Origin of the sequence: Serratia sp. KG1D, assembly GCF_037150675.1 — a bacterium.
In the GTDB taxonomy this organism is placed as follows: Bacteria; Pseudomonadota; Gammaproteobacteria; order Enterobacterales; family Enterobacteriaceae; genus Serratia; species Serratia nematodiphila.
Map to the genome: position 1 here is coordinate 324,455 of NZ_JBAGIH010000004.1, position 19,963 is coordinate 344,417.

At 61.9% G+C, this 19,963-nt stretch carries 17 protein-coding genes; 13 read left to right on the forward strand and 4 right to left on the reverse strand.

Annotation, left to right across the window (positions count from 1 at the left end; genetic code table 11):
* The first annotated feature begins 7 nt into the window (after positions 1 to 7).
* From WFM45_RS19670 to yjjJ, 8 genes are all read left to right on the forward strand, one after another.
* Positions 8 to 1,126, forward strand: a complete 1,119-nt coding sequence (locus WFM45_RS19670; RefSeq protein WP_033631741.1) for a patatin-like phospholipase family protein — start codon at positions 8 to 10, stop codon at positions 1,124 to 1,126.
* The gene (locus WFM45_RS19675; protein WP_033631742.1) at positions 1,123 to 1,905 is read left to right on the forward strand and encodes a TatD family hydrolase; all 783 of its coding nucleotides are present in this window, start codon (positions 1,123 to 1,125) and stop codon (positions 1,903 to 1,905) included. The genes WFM45_RS19670 and WFM45_RS19675 overlap by 4 nt, the downstream gene beginning before the upstream one ends.
* A gap of 183 nt (positions 1,906 to 2,088) precedes the next feature.
* A complete protein-coding gene (locus tag WFM45_RS19680) occupies positions 2,089 to 3,366 on the forward strand; it encodes a NupC/NupG family nucleoside CNT transporter (protein WP_019454990.1) in 1,278 nt (425 codons plus the stop codon).
* Positions 3,367 to 3,736: 370 nt separating this feature from the next.
* Positions 3,737 to 4,516: a deoxyribose-phosphate aldolase gene (gene deoC / locus WFM45_RS19685; RefSeq protein ID WP_004933072.1), complete on the forward strand. Its 780-nt coding sequence runs from the start codon at positions 3,737 to 3,739 to the stop codon at positions 4,514 to 4,516.
* 66 nt (positions 4,517 to 4,582) lie between these two features.
* On the forward strand, positions 4,583 to 5,905 hold the full coding sequence (gene deoA, locus WFM45_RS19690; protein WP_004933068.1) for a thymidine phosphorylase: 1,323 nt from the start codon (positions 4,583 to 4,585) through the stop codon (positions 5,903 to 5,905).
* A gap of 70 nt (positions 5,906 to 5,975) precedes the next feature.
* On the forward strand, positions 5,976 to 7,199 hold the full coding sequence (gene deoB / locus WFM45_RS19695; protein ID WP_004933063.1) for a phosphopentomutase: 1,224 nt from the start codon (positions 5,976 to 5,978) through the stop codon (positions 7,197 to 7,199).
* Between the two features lie 96 nt (positions 7,200 to 7,295).
* Positions 7,296 to 8,027, forward strand: coding sequence for a purine-nucleoside phosphorylase (deoD, locus tag WFM45_RS19700; RefSeq protein ID WP_004933059.1), 732 nt, complete (start codon positions 7,296 to 7,298; stop codon positions 8,025 to 8,027).
* Positions 8,028 to 8,164: 137 nt separating this feature from the next.
* Positions 8,165 to 9,508, forward strand: a complete 1,344-nt coding sequence (yjjJ, locus tag WFM45_RS19705; protein ID WP_085337461.1) for a type II toxin-antitoxin system HipA family toxin YjjJ — start codon at positions 8,165 to 8,167, stop codon at positions 9,506 to 9,508.
* 1 nt (position 9,509) lies between these two features.
* On the opposite strand, the gene WFM45_RS19710 is transcribed toward yjjJ, so the two are convergent.
* Positions 9,510 to 10,190: a YtjB family periplasmic protein gene (locus WFM45_RS19710; RefSeq protein WP_033631744.1), complete on the reverse strand. Its 681-nt coding sequence runs from the start codon at positions 10,188 to 10,190 to the stop codon at positions 9,510 to 9,512.
* Positions 10,191 to 10,300: 110 nt separating this feature from the next.
* Here WFM45_RS19710 and serB point away from each other — a divergent pair, with 110 nt between their 5' ends.
* The 4 genes from serB (at position 10,301) to WFM45_RS19730 (ending at position 15,583) form a co-directional block, all read left to right on the forward strand.
* Positions 10,301 to 11,278 (forward strand): phosphoserine phosphatase, encoded by a 978-nt coding sequence (gene serB, locus WFM45_RS19715; protein WP_004933052.1) that lies wholly within the window; start codon positions 10,301 to 10,303, stop codon positions 11,276 to 11,278.
* A gap of 19 nt (positions 11,279 to 11,297) precedes the next feature.
* Positions 11,298 to 12,683: a DNA repair protein RadA gene (gene radA / locus WFM45_RS19720; protein WP_025159617.1), complete on the forward strand. Its 1,386-nt coding sequence runs from the start codon at positions 11,298 to 11,300 to the stop codon at positions 12,681 to 12,683.
* Positions 12,684 to 12,741: 58 nt separating this feature from the next.
* The gene (gene nadR, locus WFM45_RS19725) at positions 12,742 to 14,016 is read left to right on the forward strand and encodes a multifunctional transcriptional regulator/nicotinamide-nucleotide adenylyltransferase/ribosylnicotinamide kinase NadR (RefSeq protein ID WP_015376596.1); all 1,275 of its coding nucleotides are present in this window, start codon (positions 12,742 to 12,744) and stop codon (positions 14,014 to 14,016) included.
* A gap of 133 nt (positions 14,017 to 14,149) precedes the next feature.
* The gene (locus tag WFM45_RS19730) at positions 14,150 to 15,583 is read left to right on the forward strand and encodes a glycosyltransferase family 39 protein (protein ID WP_033631746.1); all 1,434 of its coding nucleotides are present in this window, start codon (positions 14,150 to 14,152) and stop codon (positions 15,581 to 15,583) included.
* A gap of 31 nt (positions 15,584 to 15,614) precedes the next feature.
* Here the strand turns inward: WFM45_RS19730 and WFM45_RS19735 are convergent, their stop codons facing one another.
* The gene (locus WFM45_RS19735) at positions 15,615 to 16,616 is read right to left on the reverse strand and encodes a zinc-binding alcohol dehydrogenase family protein (protein WP_311265688.1); all 1,002 of its coding nucleotides are present in this window, start codon (positions 16,614 to 16,616) and stop codon (positions 15,615 to 15,617) included.
* A 97-nt stretch (positions 16,617 to 16,713) separates the two neighbouring features.
* On the opposite strand from WFM45_RS19735, the gene WFM45_RS19740 reads away from it, so the two are divergent.
* Positions 16,714 to 17,625, forward strand: a complete 912-nt coding sequence (locus WFM45_RS19740; RefSeq protein ID WP_048326088.1) for a LysR family transcriptional regulator — start codon at positions 16,714 to 16,716, stop codon at positions 17,623 to 17,625.
* A 30-nt stretch (positions 17,626 to 17,655) separates the two neighbouring features.
* Here WFM45_RS19740 and ettA read toward each other — a convergent pair whose 3' ends face one another.
* Positions 17,656 to 19,323: an energy-dependent translational throttle protein EttA gene (gene ettA / locus WFM45_RS19745; RefSeq protein WP_015376600.1), complete on the reverse strand. Its 1,668-nt coding sequence runs from the start codon at positions 19,321 to 19,323 to the stop codon at positions 17,656 to 17,658.
* Between the two features lie 142 nt (positions 19,324 to 19,465).
* Complete coding sequence (locus WFM45_RS19750; protein WP_015376601.1) at positions 19,466 to 19,963, reverse strand: OmpA family protein; 498 nt, start codon at positions 19,961 to 19,963, stop codon at positions 19,466 to 19,468.

Sequence of the window (19,963 nt, forward strand, 5' to 3'; positions counted from 1 at the left end):
TGCCAAGTTGGGATACAGAATACCCATCACGCTCGGCAATATAGAACCGCTGGCGTCTAAACCTTTTCGACCAGGAAAAATGGCGTTGGTCTGCGAAGGCGGCGGCCAGCGCGGCATTTTCACCGCCGGCGTGCTGGACGAGTTTCAGCGCGCGGGCTTTAACCCTTTCGATCTGCTGATTGGCACGTCGGCCGGCGCGCAAAATCTGTCCGCCTATATCTGCGGGCAGATGGGCTACGCGCGCCGGGTGATCACCCGTTACACCACCTCGGCCCAGTTCTTCAATCCGCTGCGCTTCGTGCGCGGCGGGCATCTGATCGATCTCGATTGGCTGGTTGATACGGCGGCGGCGCAGATGCCGCTGGCGATGGACGTGGCGGAACAGCATTTTATCGACGGACGCGAATTCCTGCTGTGCGCCTGCCGCAGCGACGATTTCGAACCGGCCTATCTGCCGGCGCAGCGTGAACGCTGGCTGCCGGCCATCAAGGCGTCCAGCGCCATTCCCGGCTTTTACCGTCAGGGCGTGGAGTTGGACGGCGTCAGCTATCAGGACGGCGGCATCAGCGATGCGATCCCGGTGGAAGAGGCCTACCGCCGCGGCGCCGACACCATCGTGGTGATCCGCACCGTGCCTTCGCAAATGTACTACACCCCGCAGTGGATGAAGCGCATGGAGCACTGGCTGAGCGACAGCAGCCTGCAGCAGATGGTGCGCATCCTGCAGCATCATGAGCAAAGCTATCACCGCATCCAGCGCTTTATCGAGAAGCCGCCGGGCAAGCTGCGCATCTTCGAGATCTTCCCGCCTAAGCCGCTGGCCAGCAATGCGCTGGGCAGCCGACTGGGGGCGCTCAATCAGGATTATCACCTGGGGCGCCGCTGCGGCCGCTACTTCCTGGCCACCGTCGGCCAGTGGATGGCGCAGCAGGAACCGGACGGTATCAAGGTGCAAAAATCGTTGTCGCGCCGCCTTATCCAGCCGGAGAACGTCAGAATGCCTTCGCCGATCGTGACCGACATCGCCATGTCGCCCGATCTCACGGCGCAGCCGGAGGCTGCGGTGGCGGCGCCGAAGCTCATTCTGCCGGGCGATCTGCCGCCGGGTGAAGGGGGCGCGCTGTGAGCTACGCCTTTACCGACACCCACTGCCATTTCGATTTCCCGCCCTTTACCGGACATGAGGCCGAGAGCCTGACGCGGGCGGCAAGCGCCGGCGTGCAGCGCATCATCGTCCCGACGGTCACCGCCGATCGCTTCACGCGGGTGCTGCGGCTGGCGCAGGATCACGCGCCGCTGTTCGCCGCGTTGGGGCTGCACCCGCTGTATATCGCGCAGCATCATGAGCCGCAGCTGGAACAGCTGGCGGCGCTGTTGGCCGAACGGCCGCGCAAGCTGGTGGCGGTGGGGGAGATCGGGCTCGATCTGTATATGGACAACCCGCAGTTCGAGCGCCAGCAAAGCGTGCTGCTGGCCCAACTGAGGCTGGCGAAACAGCATGACCTGCCGGTGATCCTGCACTCGCGGCGTACCCACGATCAGCTGGCCGCGGCGCTGCGGCGCATGCAGCTGCCGCGTCGCGGCGTGGTGCACGGCTTCGCCGGCAGCCTGTCGCAGGCGCAGGCGTTTATCCGCCTCGGCTATTACATCGGCGTGGGCGGCACCATCACCTATGAGCGGGCGCAGAAAACGCGCGGCGTGATGGCGCAGCTGCCGCTTGAGGCGCTGCTGCTGGAGACGGATGCGCCGGACATGCCGCTGGCCGGTTATCAGGGGCAGCCGAATCGCCCCGAGCGCGCCGCCGAGGTGTTTCACGCGCTGTGCGAGCTGCGGCCGGAACCGGCCGACGAGATCGCCGCTCATCTGCAACGCAATACCCAGTCACTGTTTGCCATGCCGGATTGACGAGCTTATAACGTGACTTGTGTCACGTTATAGGATTTTCATTTGCGTCTCGTTGTATACATTTGTGACATAAATCGGTGCGAGGGTGACCTCGCTCAGTATAATCCCCCCGAAACTATCCAATAGCAGACCTCTCTTCATGAGCAGGGATGTATTTTATTTTTTGCAACAGGGAAACTTTGCATGCAACTCATCATGAGTCTGGTCGGTATGGCGGTGCTGATCGCCATTGCGGTGCTGCTCTCCAGCAACCGTCGGGCCATCAAATTGCGCACCGTGGTGTGGGCGTTCATCATTCAGGTCGGCATCGGCGCGCTGGTGCTGTACGTGCCGCTGGGCCGCAGCATTCTCGGCAGTATGTCTAACGGCGTGGCAAACGTTATCGCCTACGGCAATCAGGGCATTTCGTTCATCTTCGGCGGGCTGGTGTCCGACAAGATGTTCGAGGTGTTCGGCGGCGGCGGCTTCGTATTCGCGCTGCGCGTCCTGCCGGTGATCGTGTTCTTCTCCTCGCTGATTGCGGTGCTGTACTACCTCGGCATCATGCAGTTGGTGATCCGCGTGTTGGGCGGCGGCCTGCACAAGCTGCTGGGCACCTCGCGCACCGAATCGCTGTCGGCGACCGCCAACATTTTCGTTGGCCAGACCGAAGCGCCGCTGGTGGTACGCCCCTATATCGCCACCATGAGCCAGTCAGAACTGTTCGCCGTGATGTGCGGCGGCCTGGCCTCGGTAGCCGGTTCGGTGTTGGCGGGGTACGCGCAGATGGGCGTGCCGCTGGAATATCTGATCGCCGCGTCCTTCATGGCCGCGCCGGGCGGGCTGCTGTTCGCCAAGCTGATGGTGCCGGAAACCGAGCAGACCCACGATAAAGACGATGCGATGAAGCTGATCGCCGAAGAGGATCGTCCGGCCAACGTGATCGATGCGGCGGCTTCCGGCGCGGCTTCCGGCATGCAGCTGGCGCTGAACGTCGGTGCGATGCTGCTGGCGTTTATCGCGCTGATCGCTTTGCTTAACGGTATTCTCGGCGGTATCGGCGGCTGGTTCGATTATCCGCAGCTGTCGCTTGAACTGATCCTCGGCTGGGTGTTCTCGCCGATCGCTTTCCTGATCGGCGTGCCGTGGAGCGAGGCGATGACCGCCGGTTCGTTCATCGGCCAGAAGATCATCGTCAACGAATTCGTCGCCTACATGAACTTCGGCGCCTATCTGCGCCCGGATGACGTAGTGGCGGCGGAAGGCCTGCAGGTGCTGTCGGCGCACACCAAGGCGATCATCTCCTTTGCGCTGTGCGGCTTCGCCAACCTCTCCTCGGTGGCGATCTTGCTGGGCGGTCTGGGCAGCATGGCGCCCAACCGTCGCCACGACATCGCGCGCTTCGGTCTGAAGGCCGTGGCGGCCGGCACGCTGTCCAACCTGATGAGTGCCACCATCGCCGGCTTCTTCCTGGCGCTGTAAGTCATCACGGAGCCCGCGACGGCGCGACCGATCGCGGGACTCCGCCTATACTCTAAGCAACGCGGGTGTTTGCCGCACCCGCGATCTTCAGCCGCTTCTTTAGCGAATTTGTGAACGATATCGCGTTATTTTGTGATGCTCTTCACATATAATTCCGGTCTGTTACAGTGCTATTTCATATAGTGTGACGATGAACGCGAATCGCCTCCGGCATTCGTGTTCAAATAGCTATTACTGGCCGGCCGCAAGGCGGGTGGCCATGTGCGGTGAGAAGGATCTCAGTTGCCGCCGCGGGAACGCCGTTCCCCAGCGCTATCTTCATGGAACCAAGTCCGCTCGCCAACACCCAGGTACTCAGTTGGAGAGTTTTATGACCGAATTAACCGCAGCAGCGCAACGTGCGCTGAACCTGATGGATTTAACCACGCTGAATGATGATGACACCGACGAGAAAGTGATCGCGCTCTGTCGTCAGGCCAACAGCCCGGCCGGCCACACGGCGGCCATCTGCATCTACCCGCGTTTTATCCCGGTGGCGCGTAAGGCGCTGCGCGAGCAAGGCACGCCGGACATCCGCATCGCCACCGTGACCAACTTCCCGCATGGCAATGACGATATCGACATCGCGCTGGCGGAAACCCGCGCGGCGATCGCCTATGGCGCGGATGAAGTGGACGTGGTGTTCCCATACCGTGCGCTGATCGCCGGCAACGAACAGGTCGGCTTCGAGCTGGTGAAACAGTGCAAGCAGGCTTGCCAGGCGGCCAACGTGCTGCTGAAAGTGATCATCGAAACCGGTGAGCTGAAACAGGCCGATTTGATCCGCAAGGCGTCCGAGATCGCCATCAAGGCCGGGGCTGACTTTATCAAGACCTCCACCGGCAAGGTGCCTGTCAACGCCACCCTGGAGAGCGCCGAGCTGATGATGTCGGTGATCCGCGATCTGGGCGTGGCAAAGACGGTGGGCTTCAAGCCGGCCGGCGGCGTGCGCACCGCGGAAGACGCGCTGCATTATCTGCAACTTGCCGATCGTATTCTGGGCGAGGGGTGGGCCGATGCGCGGCATTTCCGCTTTGGCGCTTCCAGCCTGCTGGCCAGCTTGCTGACCGCGCTGGGCCACCAGACCCAGACCGCCGGCGGCGGCTACTGATCGATTTCGTTGGCGGGCGCCAGGCGCGCCCGTCTGCACCGACTCTCGGCGACACAGGGGGATGCCTTGTTCCTGGCTCAAGAAATTATTCGTAAGAAACGCGACGGCCAGCCGTTAAGCGAAGCGGAAATCCGCTTTTTCATCAACGGTATTCGCGACAATGTGGTGTCGGAAGGGCAGATCGCCGCGCTGGCGATGACCATTTATTTCCATGACATGAGCATGCCGGAGCGCGTGGCGCTCACCATGGCGATGCGCGATTCCGGCACCGTGCTGGACTGGAAGAGTTTGGCGCTGAACGGCCCGATCGTCGACAAGCATTCGACCGGCGGCGTGGGCGACGTGACCTCGCTGATGCTCGGCCCGATGGTGGCGGCCTGCGGCGGCTATGTGCCGATGATCTCCGGCCGCGGCCTGGGGCATACCGGCGGCACGCTGGACAAGCTGGAAGCCATTCCGGGCTTCAATATTTTCCCGGACGATAACGCCTTCCGCAAAATTATTCAGGACGTCGGCGTGGCGATCATCGGCCAGACCAGCTCGCTGGCGCCGGCGGACAAACGTTTTTACGCCACCCGCGACATCACCGCCACCGTGGATTCTATCCCGCTGATCACTGCCTCCATTCTGGCCAAGAAACTGGCGGAAGGGTTGGATGCGCTGGTGATGGACGTGAAGGTCGGTTCCGGCGCCTTTATGCCGACCTATGCCCTGTCGCAAGATTTGGCGCAGGCGATCGTCGGCGTGGCCAACGGCGCGGGCTGCAAGACCACTGCACTGCTGACCGACATGAACCAGGTGCTGGCCTCCAGCGCCGGCAATGCGGTGGAAGTGCGCGAAGCGGTGCGTTTCCTGACCGGTGAATACCGCAACCCGCGCCTGCTGGAAGTGACGCTGGCGCTGTGCGTGGAGATGCTGCTGTCCGGCGGCCTGGCGAATGACGAGGCCGATGCGCGCGCCAAACTGCAGGCGGTACTGGACAACGGCAAGGCGGCGGAAGTGTTTGGCCGCATGGTGGCGGCGCAGCAAGGGCCGATAGACTTCGTCGAACGTTATGATAGCTATCTGCCGGCGGCAACGCTGAGCAAGCCGGTGTATGCTGAAAATCCGGGCATCATCAGCGCCATGGATACCCGCGCGCTGGGCATGGCGGTGGTTTCGTTGGGCGGCGGCCGCCGCCGGGCGAGCGACGCCATCGATTACAGCGTCGGTCTGACCGAGGTGGCGCGCCTGGGTGATAAGGTGGATGCCCAGCAGCCGCTGGCGATGATCCACGCCAACGATGAAGAGAGCTGGCAGCAGGCGGCCGATGCGGTGCGTAGCGCAATGACGCTGAGCGACAAGGCGCCGGAGGCGACGCCGGTGGTGTATAAGCGCGTCACGGAATAACCCAAGAATCAGGAACGGCCGCGGCTTTTTCGCGGCCGTCCAAAGCGTGAGAACACGCAGGAGAGCACAGATGAAACGCACATTTATTATGGTATTGGACTCCTTCGGCATCGGTGCCAGCGAAGACGCCGAACGTTTTGGCGACCAGGGTTCCGACACTCTGGGCCACATCGCCGAAGTTTGCGCGCGCGGTGAAGCCAATGTGGGCCGCCAGGGCCCGCTGACGCTGCCTAACCTGAGCCGCCTGGGGCTCGGCAAAGCGGCGGAAGAGTCCACCGGCAACTTCCCGCAGGGGCTGGATCGCAATGCCGATATCATCGGCGCTTATGCATACGCCAGCGAGCTCTCTTCCGGTAAAGACACGCCGTCGGGCCACTGGGAAATCGCCGGCGTGCCGGTACTGTTCGACTGGGGCTACTTCAAGGACGAGCACAACAGCTTCCCGCAGGCGCTGCTGGATAAGCTGGTGGAGCGCGCCAACCTGCCGGGCTACCTGGGCAACTGTCACTCATCCGGCACCGTGATCCTCGATCAACTGGGCGAAGAGCACATGAAAACCGGCAAGCCGATTTTCTACACCTCCGCCGACTCGGTGTTCCAGATCGCCTGCCATGAAGAAACCTTCGGCCTGGATCGCCTGTACGAGCTGTGCGAAATCGCGCGTGAAGAGCTAACCGAAGGCGGTTACAACATCGGCCGCGTGATCGCGCGTCCGTTCGTCGGCGACAAGCCGGGCCACTTCCAGCGCACCGGCAACCGCCACGATCTGGCGGTAGAGCCGCCGGCGCCGACCGTGCTGAAAAAGCTGGTGGACGAGAAGGGCGGCGAAGTGGTGTCGATCGGTAAAATCGCCGACATCTATGCCAACGTCGGCATCACCAAGAAGGTGAAGGCAACCGGCATCGACGCGCTGTTCGACGCGACCCTGATTGAAATGGAAAAGGCCGGCGACAACACCATCGTGTTCACCAACTTCGTGGACTTCGACTCCTCTTACGGCCACCGCCGCGACGTGGCGGGCTACGCCGCCGCGCTGGAGCTGTTCGACCGCCGCCTGCCGGAGCTGCTGAAGCTGGTGAAAGACGAAGACATCATCATCTTCACCGCCGACCACGGCTGCGACCCGACCTGGCCGGGCACCGATCACACCCGTGAGCACATCCCGGTGCTGGTCTACGGCCCGAAAGTGAAACCGGGCTCGCTGGGCCACCGCGAGACCTTCGCCGACATCGGCCAGACCGTCGCCAATTATTTTGGCCTGTCGCCGATGGATTATGGTAAGACCCTGTTTTAATTCGTGAGTTTAAGGCGGTGGCGCAGTTGGCCGCCGTCTGACATACCACGGCTTATACGTTTAACGCTATTTAATACGATTTAAAGGAAGAGAATTATGGCTACGCCGCACATTAATGCTGAGATGGGTGATTTCGCTGACGTAGTACTGATGCCGGGCGATCCGCTGCGCGCAAAATACATCGCCGAAACCTTCCTGGAAGGCGCGGTGGAAGTGAACAACGTGCGCGGCATGTTGGGCTTCACCGGCACCTACAAAGGCCGCCGCATCTCCGTAATGGGCCACGGCATGGGCATCCCGTCCTGCTCGATCTATGCGCGCGAGCTGATCGCCGAGTTCGGCGTGAAGAAGATCATTCGCGTGGGTTCCTGCGGCGCGGTGCGTGACGATATCAAACTGCGCGACGTGGTGATCGGCATGGGCGCGTGCACCGACTCCAAGGTGAACCGTCTGCGCTTCAAGGACAACGACTACGCGGCGATCGCCGACTTCGACATGGTGCGCAACGCGGTCGACGCCGCGGCGGCGCAGGGCATCCCGGCGCGCGTGGGCAACATCTTCTCCGCCGATCTGTTCTACACCCCGGATCCGGACATGTTCCAGGTGATGAAGAAGTACGGCATCCTGGGCGTGGAAATGGAAGCGGCCGGCATCTACGGCGTGGCGGCGGAGCTGTACGAAGAGTTCGGCTGTAAAGCGCTGACCATCTGCACCGTGTCCGACCACATCCTGCGTCACGAAGCGACCACGGCGGCGGAACGCCAGACCACCTTTAACGAAATGATCGTTATCGCGCTGGAATCCGTGCTGCTGGGCGACAAAGCGTAATACCGCGGCGGGCGTCGTCATGGCGCCCGCCCGTCAATCTATTCACTCCGCACGGCCGTTTTTGGCTAACGCTTTACCTTCCTGCCATTTAACGCTATTACTTCCTCTATCAATCTATTCACCAATCTATTCATCCGATGCTCACCGTTGAACAAGTTTTGCGTCATGGGCCGGCCACGGCTCGTCAACTGACAGAAGCGTTGGGCATCAGCCAGCCGACGCTATCGCGCCGTATCCGCGAACTGGCGGGCGCCGTAGTGATCCTCGGTAAAGGTAAGGCGACGCGCTATGTATTGCGGCGCGGGATCGGCGGTGAGAGGCAGTTTCCGCTGTATCGGGTTGATGAACGGGGTAAGGCGCACCTGTTTGCCACGCTTTGCCCGCTGTATCCTGCCGATAACTGTGCGGTGTGCGATGAGCGCAGCGGAGAGTGGCAGCTCTATGACGGCCTGCCATGGTATCTGAATGACCTGAGGCCGATTGGCTTTCTTGGGCGAGCCTGGGGCAAAGCGGCGGCCCACGAGTTGAATTTGCCGGAGGATGTGCGGCGATGGGATGAGGGCCAACGTCTGTTGGCGCTCTGCCGTTATGGCGAAGACATGACCGGCGATTTGCTGCCTGGCGCCGACAGCTATCAGCGTTGGTTGATGCGGGAGACTGCCGTCGCTATCGCGGCGGAAGATAAAACCGAGCGTTACGCCGCATTGTCTGTCCAGGCGCTGGCCGGGGAACTGGTGGGTTCCTCCGCCGGTGGCGAACAACCCAAATTTGTCGCCTATGCTGAGCTGACGCCTGGGCATCGTGCGCATGTTTTGGTGAAGTTCAGTCTGGCGCCGACGCATGCCATTGCACAGCGCTGGAGCGATTTGCTGATCGCCGAGTCGCTGGCGTTGCAGACGGTCGCCGCTGCGGGATTGCCTGCCGCAACGGCGCAAATCCTGTTTGGCGCCGATCGACAATGCTTTTTAGAGGTAGAGCGCTTTGATCGCATCGGCGAAGAAGGGCGGGTGGCGATGGTGTCACTGGAGGCGCTGGATGCCGAGTTCAGCGGCAGCGGCCATGCCAACTGGGTTGTGGCGGCTAATCGGTTATTGCAGCAAGGCGCGATCGATCGCTCTGCCTGCCAACGGATTGCCCTGTATTGGGCCTTTGGCCGCTTGATCGCCAATAGCGATATGCACCAGGGTAATCTGTCGTTCTTGCGGCCAACGCAGCGGCCGGTCATGTTGGCGCCTTTGTACGATATGCTGCCGATGGCTTTTGCCCCGGCAAGCAGCGGCAATCTGCGCCATGACGCGGTGGAGATCCGTTTGAGCAATGAGGTGAGCGGCGCCGTCTGGCGGCAAGCGGAGCTATTGGCTCTCGAGTTCTGGCGGCGCACGGCGCAACATGACGACATCAGCGAAGCCTTCCGCGCGATTGCCGAGCAAATGCTGGCGCAACTGCAGAAGCTGCACGAACGCATTCAACGCCTGGCCTGAGTTACTCCTTCTTCGGCGCTTCCTGCTTTGTCTCCGGCGCATCCTCGTCGTCTTCCACCGTATTGCCTTCTTCCAGTGGCGTGTTGGCGGTCAACAGGTACGGCGACTGCTGCCAGCGGCTGCGGCGGTGCTGCAGCAGGGTGCGCGCCAGAATGATGCCGATCGCCAGCGCCAGCAGGATCATCAGGCGCAGCAGGTTGGTGGTGTTGTCCACCTGTTTGGATTCGGTCGCCAGCACGTGGGTGTCGAGGGTGATGCGGATAAAGCCGATCGGGCCGTCTTTGCCCTGAATGGATTCGACCAACTGGTGGTTGAAGTAGCTGCCGGCGCGTTTGCCGTCGAGCGACAGGCGATCGCGTATACTTATCTGCTCCCCGGCGTGGGAGACCAGCGTGCCGTCCAACTGATACACGCTGACGTCGAGAATGCGGCTGTGATCGGTGAGCTGCTTGAGGATGGCGTCGATGCGCGGGTTGTTGCCGTCGTCGTCCAGCAGCGGCGCCAGGCTGTAGGCGACCTGTTTGGTCAGCGTCTGCGCCAGCTCTTCCACCTGCTCGGATCGCGCCATTTGGTGACTCAGGCTAAAATAAGAGGCGCCCTGCATCAGTAGCACCAGCAAAGCCAGGCAAATCAGGATAATAGCGGTGCGGTGCAGGCGAAATTTCAGTTTAGCGCGAGCCATGCAGGTTCCTTGGGCATCGGGGACACTTTATGTTGCCAGAACCGCTGGCGATAGGATAGCTTGATGCGTCGTTTTATCATGCAGCGTTTTTGTCCATTCAGGAGTCAATGATGTCAAACAGTCTGACCTATTGCGATCTTCCGGCGGAGATCTCTCAATGGCCGGGTCTTCCCCTTTCGCTCAGCGGCGACGAAGTGATGCCGCTGGACTACCGGGCGGGCAATACCGGGTGGCTGTTATACGGCAGGAAGCTGGACAAGGCGCGCATTACCCAATTCCAACGCAAGCTGGGCGCGGCGATGGTGATCGTCACCGCCTGGGGCGTGGACGACTATCAGGTGGTGCGCCTGGCGGGCACCTTGACGCCGCGCGCCAAGCTGTTGGCGGCGGAGAGCGGGCTTGACGTGGCGCCGCTCGGCAAGATCCCGCACCTGCGCACGCCGGGGCTGCTGGTGATGGACATGGATTCAACGGCGATCGAGATCGAATGCATCGATGAGATCGCCAAATTGGCGGGCGTCGGCGAACAGGTGGCGGAAGTCACCGAACGCGCGATGCGCGGCGAGCTGGACTTTACCGCCAGCCTGCGCCAGCGCGTCGGCACGCTGAAAGGAGCCGACGCCAACATCCTCAAGCAGGTGCGCGACGAGCTGCCGTTGATGCCGGGGCTGACCAGCCTGGTGGGCAAGCTGCAGGCGATGGGCTGGCATGTGGCGATCGCCTCCGGCGGCTTCACCTACTACGCCGAATACCTGCGCAACCGGCTGCGGCTGGTGGCGGCGGCGGCCAATGAGCTGGAGATCCGCGACGGCAAGCTGACCGGCGAAGTGCTGGGGCCGGTGGTGGACGCGCAGTTTAAAGCCGACACGCTGCTGCGGCTGGCGGAGAAGCTGGAGATCCCGCTGGCGCAAACCGTGGCTATCGGCGACGGCGCCAACGATTTGAAAATGATGCAGGCGGCGGGGTTGGGCATCGCCTACCACGCCAAGCCGAAAGTGTATGAAAAAGCGCAGGTATCGATCCGGCATGCGGATTTGATGGGCGTGCTGTGTATTCTCACCGGCAGCCTGAAACACGAAGTGCGATAACGAAAGATTGAGGTAAGACGTGGCAAAAGCGGCAAAACGGGCATTTGTGTGCAATGAGTGCGGGGCGGACTATCCGCGTTGGCAGGGGCAGTGCAGCGCCTGTCATGCCTGGAACACCATCACGGAAGTGCGTTTGGCCGCGTCGCCCGCCGCGGCGCGCAACGATCGCCTCAGCGGCTATGCCGGCGACGCCGGCGTCAGCAAGGTGCAGAAACTGTCGGAAATCAGCCTGGAGGCGCTGCCGCGCTTCACTACCGGCTTTCTCGAGTTCGACCGCGTGCTGGGCGGCGGCGTGGTGCCCGGCAGCGCGATTCTGATCGGCGGCAACCCCGGCGCCGGCAAGAGCACCCTGTTGCTGCAGGTGTTGTGCAAGCTGTCTGAACAGATGAAAACCCTGTACGTCACCGGTGAGGAGTCGCTGCAGCAGGTGGCGATGCGCGCTCACCGTCTGGGGCTGCCGACCGGCGGCCTGAACATGCTGTCGGAAACCAGCATCGAGCAGATCTGCCTGATCGCCGAGCAGGAACAGCCGAAGCTGATGGTGATCGACTCGATTCAGGTGATGCACATGGCGGACATTCAGTCTTCGCCGGGCAGCGTGGCGCAGGTGCGGGAAACCGCCGCCTACCTGACGCGCTTCGCCAAGACGCGCGGCGTGGCGATCGTGATGGTCGGCCACGTCACCAAAGACGGCTCGCTGGCCGGGCCAAAAGTGCTGGAACACTGTATCGACTGTTCGGTGCTGCTGGACGGCGACGCCGATTCCCGCTTCCGTACCCTGCGCAGCCACAAGAACCGCTTCGGCGCGGTCAACGAGCTGGGGGTGTTCGCCATGACCGAACAGGGGCTGCGCGAAGTCAGCAACCCGTCGGCGATCTTCCTCAGCCGCGGCGATGAAGTCACTTCCGGCAGCTCGGTGATGGTGGTGTGGGAAGGCACCCGTCCGCTGCTGGTGGAGATCCAGGCGCTGGTGGATCACTCGATGATGTCCAACCCGCGCCGCGTGGCGGTGGGCCTGGAGCAGAACCGGTTGGCGATCCTGCTGGCGGTGCTGCACCGGCACGGCGGGCTGCAGATGTCGGATCAGGACGTGTTCGTCAACGTGGTCGGCGGGGTGAAAGTCAGTGAGACCAGCGCCGATCTGGCGTTGCTGATGTCGCTGGTCTCGAGCCTGCGCGATCGGCCGCTGCCGAACGATCTGGTGGTGTTCGGCGAAGTGGGGCTGGCGGGGGAAATTCGCCCGGTGCCGAGCGGCCAGGAGCGGATCTCCGAAGCGGCCAAGCACGGCTTCAAGCGCGCCATCGTGCCGCACGGCAATATGCCGAAAAAGCCGCCGGCCAACATGCAGGTGTTCGGGGTCAAGAAGCTGGCGGACGCGCTGGACGTGCTGGAAGAGTTTTATTAATGTCGCCGACGGCGAGCAAGATATGCTATTTTGTTTAGCATACTAAACGGAGGTGGCCATGCCGCAATTTGATTACCTGAAGACGTCCATCAAGCAAAAAGGCTGCACGTTGCAGCAGGTGGCGGATGCCAGCGGCATGACCAAGGGCTATCTGAGCCAGCTGTTGAACGACAAGATCAAAAGCCCGAGCGCGCAAAAGCTGGAAGCGCTGCACCGTTTTCTCGGGCTGGAGTTCCCGCGTAAAGAGGTTAAAGTCGGCGTGGTGTTTGGTAAATTTTACCCGCTGCACACCGGCCACATCTACCTGATCCAGCGCGCCTGCAGCCAGGTGGATGAGCTGCACGTCATTTTGTGCCACGACGAGCCGCGCGACCGCGAACTGTTCGAGAACAGTTCGATGTCGCAACAGCCGACGGTCAGCGATCGCCTGCGCTGGCTGCTGCAGACCTTCAAGTACCAGAAAAACATCCATATCCACTCGTTCGACGAGCAGGGCATCGAGCCCTACCCGCACGGCTGGAACGTGTGGAGCGACGGCATGAAGGCCTTTATGGAACAGAAAGGCATCGTGCCGAGCTTTATCTATTCCAGCGAAGCGCAGGATGCGCCGCGTTACCGCGAGCATCTGGGCATCGAAACCATTCTGGTCGACCCCGAGCGTTCGTTCATGAACATCAGCGGCAATCAGATCCGCCAGGATCCGTTCCGCTACTGGGATTACATCCCGACCGAGGTGAAGCCGTTCTTCGTGCGCACCGTGGCGATCCTCGGCGGCGAGTCGAGCGGCAAATCGACGCTGGTCAACAAGCTGGCCAACATCTTCAACACCACCAGCGCCTGGGAATATGGCCGCGATTACGTGTTCTCGCACCTGGGCGGCGACGAGATGGCGCTGCAGTACTCCGACTACGACAAAATTGCCCTCGGGCAGGCGCAATACGTGGATTTCGCGGTCAAGTACGCCAACAAGGTGGCATTTATCGATACCGATTTCGTCACCACCCAGGCGTTTTGCAAAAAGTATGAGGGGCGTGAACACCCCTTCGTGCAGGCGCTGATCGACGAATACCGTTTCGATCTGGTGATCCTGCTGGAAAACAACACGCCGTGGGTGGCGGACGGCCTGCGCAGCCTGGGCAGTACCGCCGATCGGCTGGCGTTCCAGCGCCTGCTGGAGGAGATGCTGCGCGCCAACAATATCGAGTATGTGCACGTTGAGTCCAGCGATTACGAGGAGCGCTTCCTGCGCTGCGTCGAGCTGGTGCAACAGCTGCTGGCGGCGGACGCCGGCCGGTTGGCGAACGCGCCCGCCCAGCATCACGCCGCAGGCTGAGCAAAATTAGCGTAATGTGCGATCGCGCGGCAGAAACGGCCGCCCTGGCGCACATTTAACGGCTTGTTTAAACATGGTTCATTCGACAGCGACTACGTTAAGCTTTTCTTTACAATAACGCTTAGAAGAAGACATGTCTTATCGCTTGCTCGCTCTTTGGTTGGTCTGCTATGCCGCAGCCTGGACGCTGCTGACTGTTCATCTCGATCCTACCCTGCCTTACGACGCCGTCGAGGCGCTCAACTGGGGTCTCAACGGCGAATGGGGCTCACCGAAAAACCCGTGGCTGGTCGGGGCGGCGATGCAGCCGGCGATCGGGTTCTCGTGGCTGCCGCTGAACCTGTACTGGTATGGCGGGCACTTCATCGCCATCGCCATCGGCATGTTGGGCGTCTGGCTGTTGGCGCGCCGGCTGAGCGGCAGCACCTCGCTGGCCTGGATGGCGCTGTTGACGCTCAACCTGTCCGGCATCATCAATTTCGACATCATTCCCTACAACGACAATTACCTGTTGGTGATGCTGTGGCCGTGGATGGCGCTGTTTTTCCACCTGGCTATTTCGCGTTCGGCCAACTGGTGGCCGGCCTTCGCGCTGACGGCCGGTTTGGCGATGATGGCGAAGTACTCGACTTTCGCCTTCGTCTATTTCGCCGCGCTGTCGACGCTGTTCGTACCGCAGATCCGCCGCTGTTATCGCCAGCCGCAGTTCTATCTGGCGGTGGCGATCTGGTTGGCGCTGGTGTTGCCGAACGTGTTCTGGTTGTGGAACCACGATTTCGCCGCCTTCAAGTGGGTGGATTCGCAGATCAAGATGCAGCTCAATCTCGACATGCTGCAGTCGCTGCTGCTGGTGTTCTATCCGTCGCTGGTGCTGTGGGGGATCCTGCGGCGCAGCGGGGCGGTGCTGGCCTGGCCATCGGCGTTGCCGATGCGGGTGTTGCTGTGGGTCTACCTGTTGCCGCTCGGCATCATTACCTTCTGGTTCTCTTTCAACGTCGGCGGCCGGCTGACCGAATGGTTGCAGCCGTTCTTCATGCTGGCGCCTGCGCTGTTGGTCGGTTGCGTGCGCCAGCCGCCGGTGCGTTCGCTGCGCGCGGCGACCATTGGTCTGATGTGCGCGGCGCTGGCGGTCTACCTGGGGTATGCCGCGGTGATGCTGGGCAACGTGCGCAACGCCGGCCAGAAAATGGTGGGTATCAAGACGTTCAGCGCCGAGGTGGAGCGGCAGTGGCAGGAGCGGTATGGCGTTGAACTGCGCTACGTCGGCGGCGAATACCTGTCGCAGTGGATGACGGTGTACGCCGGTTCCCGGCCGCGAACCATTACGCGTTGGTCCAATCATACGCGGCCGAATATCTACAACGTCAACATCAGCTATCCGCAGATTGCGCAGCACGGCGTTGCCCTGTTCGGGCGGTTGGGTGAGGACTGCGCGCGCAGCGACTTCGGCGGCGAGTTGGCCCACTGGCCGAAGATGCGCCTCGATTGGCAGCAGACGCTGACGTTCCGCGCCGATCCGCATAGCGACGAGCAGACGCTGTGCGTCGGCTTCGTTCGTCCGCAGTAACGGCGGCGCGGCGCGCCGCCGCGATTCAGGCTCAGTAAGCGATAACCAGCTTGCCTTGCATATGGCCGCCGAGCAGCTGTTGATGCGCGGCGGTCAGCGTGTCTACCGACAGCCCGTGCAGGGTTTCGCTCAGTGTGGTGCTCAGCTTGCCCTCGTCCAGCAGCTGCGCCACCTGCTGCAGGATCTTGCCCTGCTGCGCGATGTCCGGGGTGGTGAACATGCTGCGGGTGAACATGAATTCCCAGTGCAGCGCGGCGCTTTTCAGCTTCAACGCGTTTTGATCCAACGGCTGCGCGTTCTCGACGATGGTGCAGATATGGCCGAGCGGCGCGATCAGTTCGGCCATCGCCGGCCAGTGGCCGTCGGTATCGTTCAGACACAGGATGTAATCCACCTGCTCGATGCCCTGCTGCGCCAGGTTACCTTTCAGATTGCGGTAGTCCACCACCAGATCGGCGCCGCGCTCACGGCACCAGGCGGCGGATTCCGGTCTTGATGCGGTGGCGATCACTTTCACCTTGCTGCGCAGTGCGGCCAGCGGAATGGCCAGCGAGCCGACCCCGCCGGCGCCGCCGATGATCAGCAGCGTCTTGTGCTCCGGCGCGTCCTGAATGTTCAGGTGTTCGAACAGCGCCTCCCAGGCGGTAAGGGCGGTGAGCGGCATGGCGGCGGACTCGGCCCAGTTCAGGCTGCGCGGCTTGTGCGCGGCGATGCGTGAGTCGATCAGTTGGTGGCTGCTGTTGCTGCCGGGGCGGGTGATGTCGCCGGCGTACCACACTTCATCGCCGGGCTTGAAGCCGCTGACGCCGTTGCCCACGTCCACCACGACGCCGCTGGCGTCCCAGCCGAGAATGCGCGGCTGCTGCAGGCCGTTTTTCTGCAGACCGGCGTGCACTTTGGTGTCCACCGGGTTGACCGACGCCGCTTTCACTTCCACCAGCAGATCGTACTGGCCGGGAACCGGCATCTCCGGTGAGATTTCGATGAAATCGGCGGGGTTCTGCGGGTCTACGGCAATGGCTTTTATCGACATGATTGTACTCCTTTCAAATGATGCCCCCAGTGTAGACCCGCGACAGTGGGGTGATAAGATGGACAATATCTAACGGAGTGTTCGTTTAAGGTGAACAATGGAATTCAAACAACTGCAGGACATGGCGTTGTTCGCGCTGGTGGCGGAGTGCGGCAGTTTTACCGCCGCCGCGCAGCGCGTTGGGTTGCCGAAATCCAGCGTCAGCCAGCGCATCAGCCAGCTCGAGCAGACGCTGGGGCTACGGCTGCTCAATCGCACCACGCGCCAGCTGAACCTGACCTTCGCCGGTGAGCGTTATCTGGAACATTGTCAGGTCATGATGTCTGCTGCCGAGCGGGCCGATCTGGCGTTGCAGCGGCTGCGAGATAACCCGAGCGGCCGCCTGCGCATCTCGACGCCCGCCGGGCTGGGGGCGACCCTGGTGGCGCGGCTGGCAGCGGATTTTCAGCGCCAGTACCCGGACGTTTCGCTGGAGGTGTCGGTGTCCGATGCCATGGTGGATCTGGTGCAGGAAGGTTACGACGCCGCGCTGCGCACCGGCAAGCCACAGGACTCTTCGCTGATCGGCCGCCGTCTCGGGTATGCGCCGCGCTATCTGTTGGCCGCACCGTCCTATTTGGCGCAGCACCCGCCGATCGAACATCCGCAACAGCTGCAGCAGCATCGCTGCATCGCCCACCGCGCCTGGACGGCCTGGAACCTGCGCTGCGGCGATGACTACTACCGTTGGCAGCTGCCGCTGGCGCACACCACCGACAATCTGCTGTATGCGCGCGAATGCGCCATCGCCGGCGCGGGGATCACGCTGCTGCCGGCGTTTCTCAGCCGCGAGGTGGTGGCGCAGAAACTGTTGGTGGAGGTGCTGCCGGCGTGGCGCGCAGAAGGGAATGAGCTATATCTGGTCTACCCGAGCCGCAAGCTGAATTCCGCGGCGTTGGCCTGCTTCATCGATGTGGTGCTGCAGCATCCGGCGTTCGACGACTACGCCCGCGAGCTGGCGCGGGAGTAAAAAAAGGCGCCGCATGCGGCGCCTTGGGTATTACTTGGCGATCTTCTTGTACTTGATGCGGTGCGGCTCGAGCGCGTCGGCGCCCAGCGTACGCTTCTTGTACTCTTCGTACTCGGTGAAGTTGCCTTCGAAGAATTCCACCTTGCCCTCGTCCTGGTAGTCCAGGATGTGGGTGGCGATACGGTCGAGGAACCAACGGTCGTGCGAGATCACCATGGCGCAGCCAGGGAATTCCAGCAGGGCGTTTTCCAGCGCGCGCAGGGTTTCGATATCCAGATCGTTGGTCGGTTCATCGAGCAGCAGTACGTTGCCGCCAACCTGCAGCAGCTTGGCCAGATGCAGACGGCCACGCTCACCGCCGGACAGCTCGCCCACGCGTTTGCCCTGATCGACACCCTTGAAGTTGAAGCGGCCGACATAGGCGCGGCTTGGCATCTCGGTGTTGCCGATGCGCATGATGTCCTGCCCGCCGGAGACTTCTTCCCACACGGTTTTCGAACCGTCCATGTTGTCGCGGAACTGATCGACGGACGCCAGCTTGACGGTATCGCCCAGCACAATGCTGCCGGAATCAGGCTGCTCCTGGCCGGACATCATGCGGAACAGCGTGGATTTACCCGCGCCGTTCGGGCCGATGATGCCGACGATCGCGCCTTTCGGCACCGAGAACGACAGGTCGTCGATCAACAGGCGGTCGCCATAGGACTTACGCAGGTTGCTGACTTCGACCACTTTATCGCCCAGGCGTGCGCCAGGCGGAATGAACAGCTCGTTGGTTTCGTTACGTTTCTGATATTCGGTGTTGTTCAGCTCTTCAAAGCGGGCCAGGCGGGCCTTGCCTTTGGACTGACGGCCTTTGGCGCCTTGACGCACCCACTCCAGCTCTTTCTCGATCGACTTGCGACGAGCGGCTTCGGCGGACGCTTCCTGTGCCAGACGCGCGTCTTTCTGCTCCAGCCAGGAGGAGTAGTTGCCTTCCCATGGAATGCCTTCACCGCGGTCAAGTTCGAGGATCCAGCCGGCCACGTTATCCAGGAAGTAACGGTCGTGGGTGATCGCTACCACTGTGCCTTCGAAATCGTGCAGGAAGCGTTCCAGCCAGGCCACGGACTCGGCGTCCAGGTGGTTGGTCGGTTCGTCCAGCAGCAGCATGTCCGGCTTTTCCAGCAGCAGGCGGCACAGCGCGACGCGGCGGCGTTCACCGCCGGACAGGTGGGCGATTTTGGCGTCCCAGTCCGGCAGGCGCAGCGCATCGGCGGCGCGTTCCAGCTGGGCGTTGAGGTTGTGACCGTCGTGCGCCTGAATGATCTCTTCCAGGCGACCCTGTTCGGCGGCCAGCTTGTCGAAGTCTGCGCCTTCTTCCGCGTACAGCGCGTACACTTCGTCCAGGCGCTTCAGCGCGCCGACCACTTCCGCCAGCGCTTCTTCCACCGACTCACGCACGGTGTGTTCGAGGTTAAGCTGCGGCTCCTGCGGCAGGTAACCGATCTTGATGCCCGGCTGCGGGCGCGCTTCCCCTTCGATATCGGTATCGATGCCGGCCATGATGCGCAGCAGGGTGGACTTACCGGCGCCGTTCAGGCCCAGCACGCCGATTTTGGCCCCAGGGAAGAAGCTCAGGGAGATGTTTTTCAAAATATGACGCTTCGGCGGTACCACCTTGCCGACGCGGTGCATGGTATAGACGTATTGAGCCACGTTGCTCTAAGCCTCTCTATATCAGTATTTATAGGATGTCTGGCGGCATGAGTGTAGCCCGTTTCGATCTCGGATCCCAGACATCGCTCAGCGATCGCTAAGTATAACCGTTTATGCGCCGATAAAGGCGCATATTGGTGGCTTATGGCGTGACGACGATCGCGACGCGGCGGTTTTCCGCACGGCCGCTGGAGGTGCGGTTATCGGCAACGGGATCGCGCTTGCCCATGCCGCGGGTTTCGATATTGGCGCGCGGAATGCCGACGCTGGCCAGCAGATCGGCCACCGCATCGGCGCGGCGCAGGGAGAGCTGATCGTTATAGCTGTCTTCACCGTAGTTGTCGGTATGGCCGTCCAGGCGGAACTTGGTGATGCCGACGCTCAGCAGCGCACGGCCCATCTTCTGTACCGTCTCGGTGCTTTCCGGGTTCAGTTTGCCGATGTTGTTGCCGAACAGCACCTTATCCGACAGGCCGAACTCCCAGCCGTTATCGGTCAGTTTGAAGCCCTGCGATTGCAACAGCGCGACCTGCTCGGGTGTCAGGCCCTGCGGTTTGCTCTGGCAGCCGGCGAGCGCCAGCAGAGCGACGAACATCATCGTCAGCAGTGAAAAACGGCCTTTAAAAAGTTGCTGTATCAT

Coding starts and splice junctions, on each gene's coding strand:
- WFM45_RS19730 (WP_033631746.1), top strand. CDS start 14,150: ATGTCTTATCGCTTGCTCGCTCTTTGGTTGGTCTGCTATGCCGCAGCC.
- WFM45_RS19740 (WP_048326088.1), top strand. CDS start 16,714: ATGGAATTCAAACAACTGCAGGACATGGCGTTGTTCGCGCTGGTGGCG.
- deoD (WP_004933059.1), top strand. CDS start 7,296: ATGGCTACGCCGCACATTAATGCTGAGATGGGTGATTTCGCTGACGTA.
- serB (WP_004933052.1), top strand. CDS start 10,301: ATGTCAAACAGTCTGACCTATTGCGATCTTCCGGCGGAGATCTCTCAA.
- nadR (WP_015376596.1), top strand. CDS start 12,742: ATGCCGCAATTTGATTACCTGAAGACGTCCATCAAGCAAAAAGGCTGC.
- deoB (WP_004933063.1), top strand. CDS start 5,976: ATGAAACGCACATTTATTATGGTATTGGACTCCTTCGGCATCGGTGCC.
- WFM45_RS19735 (WP_311265688.1), bottom strand. CDS start 16,616: ATGTCGATAAAAGCCATTGCCGTAGACCCGCAGAACCCCGCCGATTTC.
- WFM45_RS19680 (WP_019454990.1), top strand. CDS start 2,089: ATGCAACTCATCATGAGTCTGGTCGGTATGGCGGTGCTGATCGCCATT.
- WFM45_RS19750 (WP_015376601.1), bottom strand. CDS start 19,963: ATGATACAGCAACTTTTTAAAGGCCGTTTTTCACTGCTGACGATGATG.
- WFM45_RS19710 (WP_033631744.1), bottom strand. CDS start 10,190: ATGGCTCGCGCTAAACTGAAATTTCGCCTGCACCGCACCGCTATTATC.
- yjjJ (WP_085337461.1), top strand. CDS start 8,165: ATGCTCACCGTTGAACAAGTTTTGCGTCATGGGCCGGCCACGGCTCGT.
- deoC (WP_004933072.1), top strand. CDS start 3,737: ATGACCGAATTAACCGCAGCAGCGCAACGTGCGCTGAACCTGATGGAT.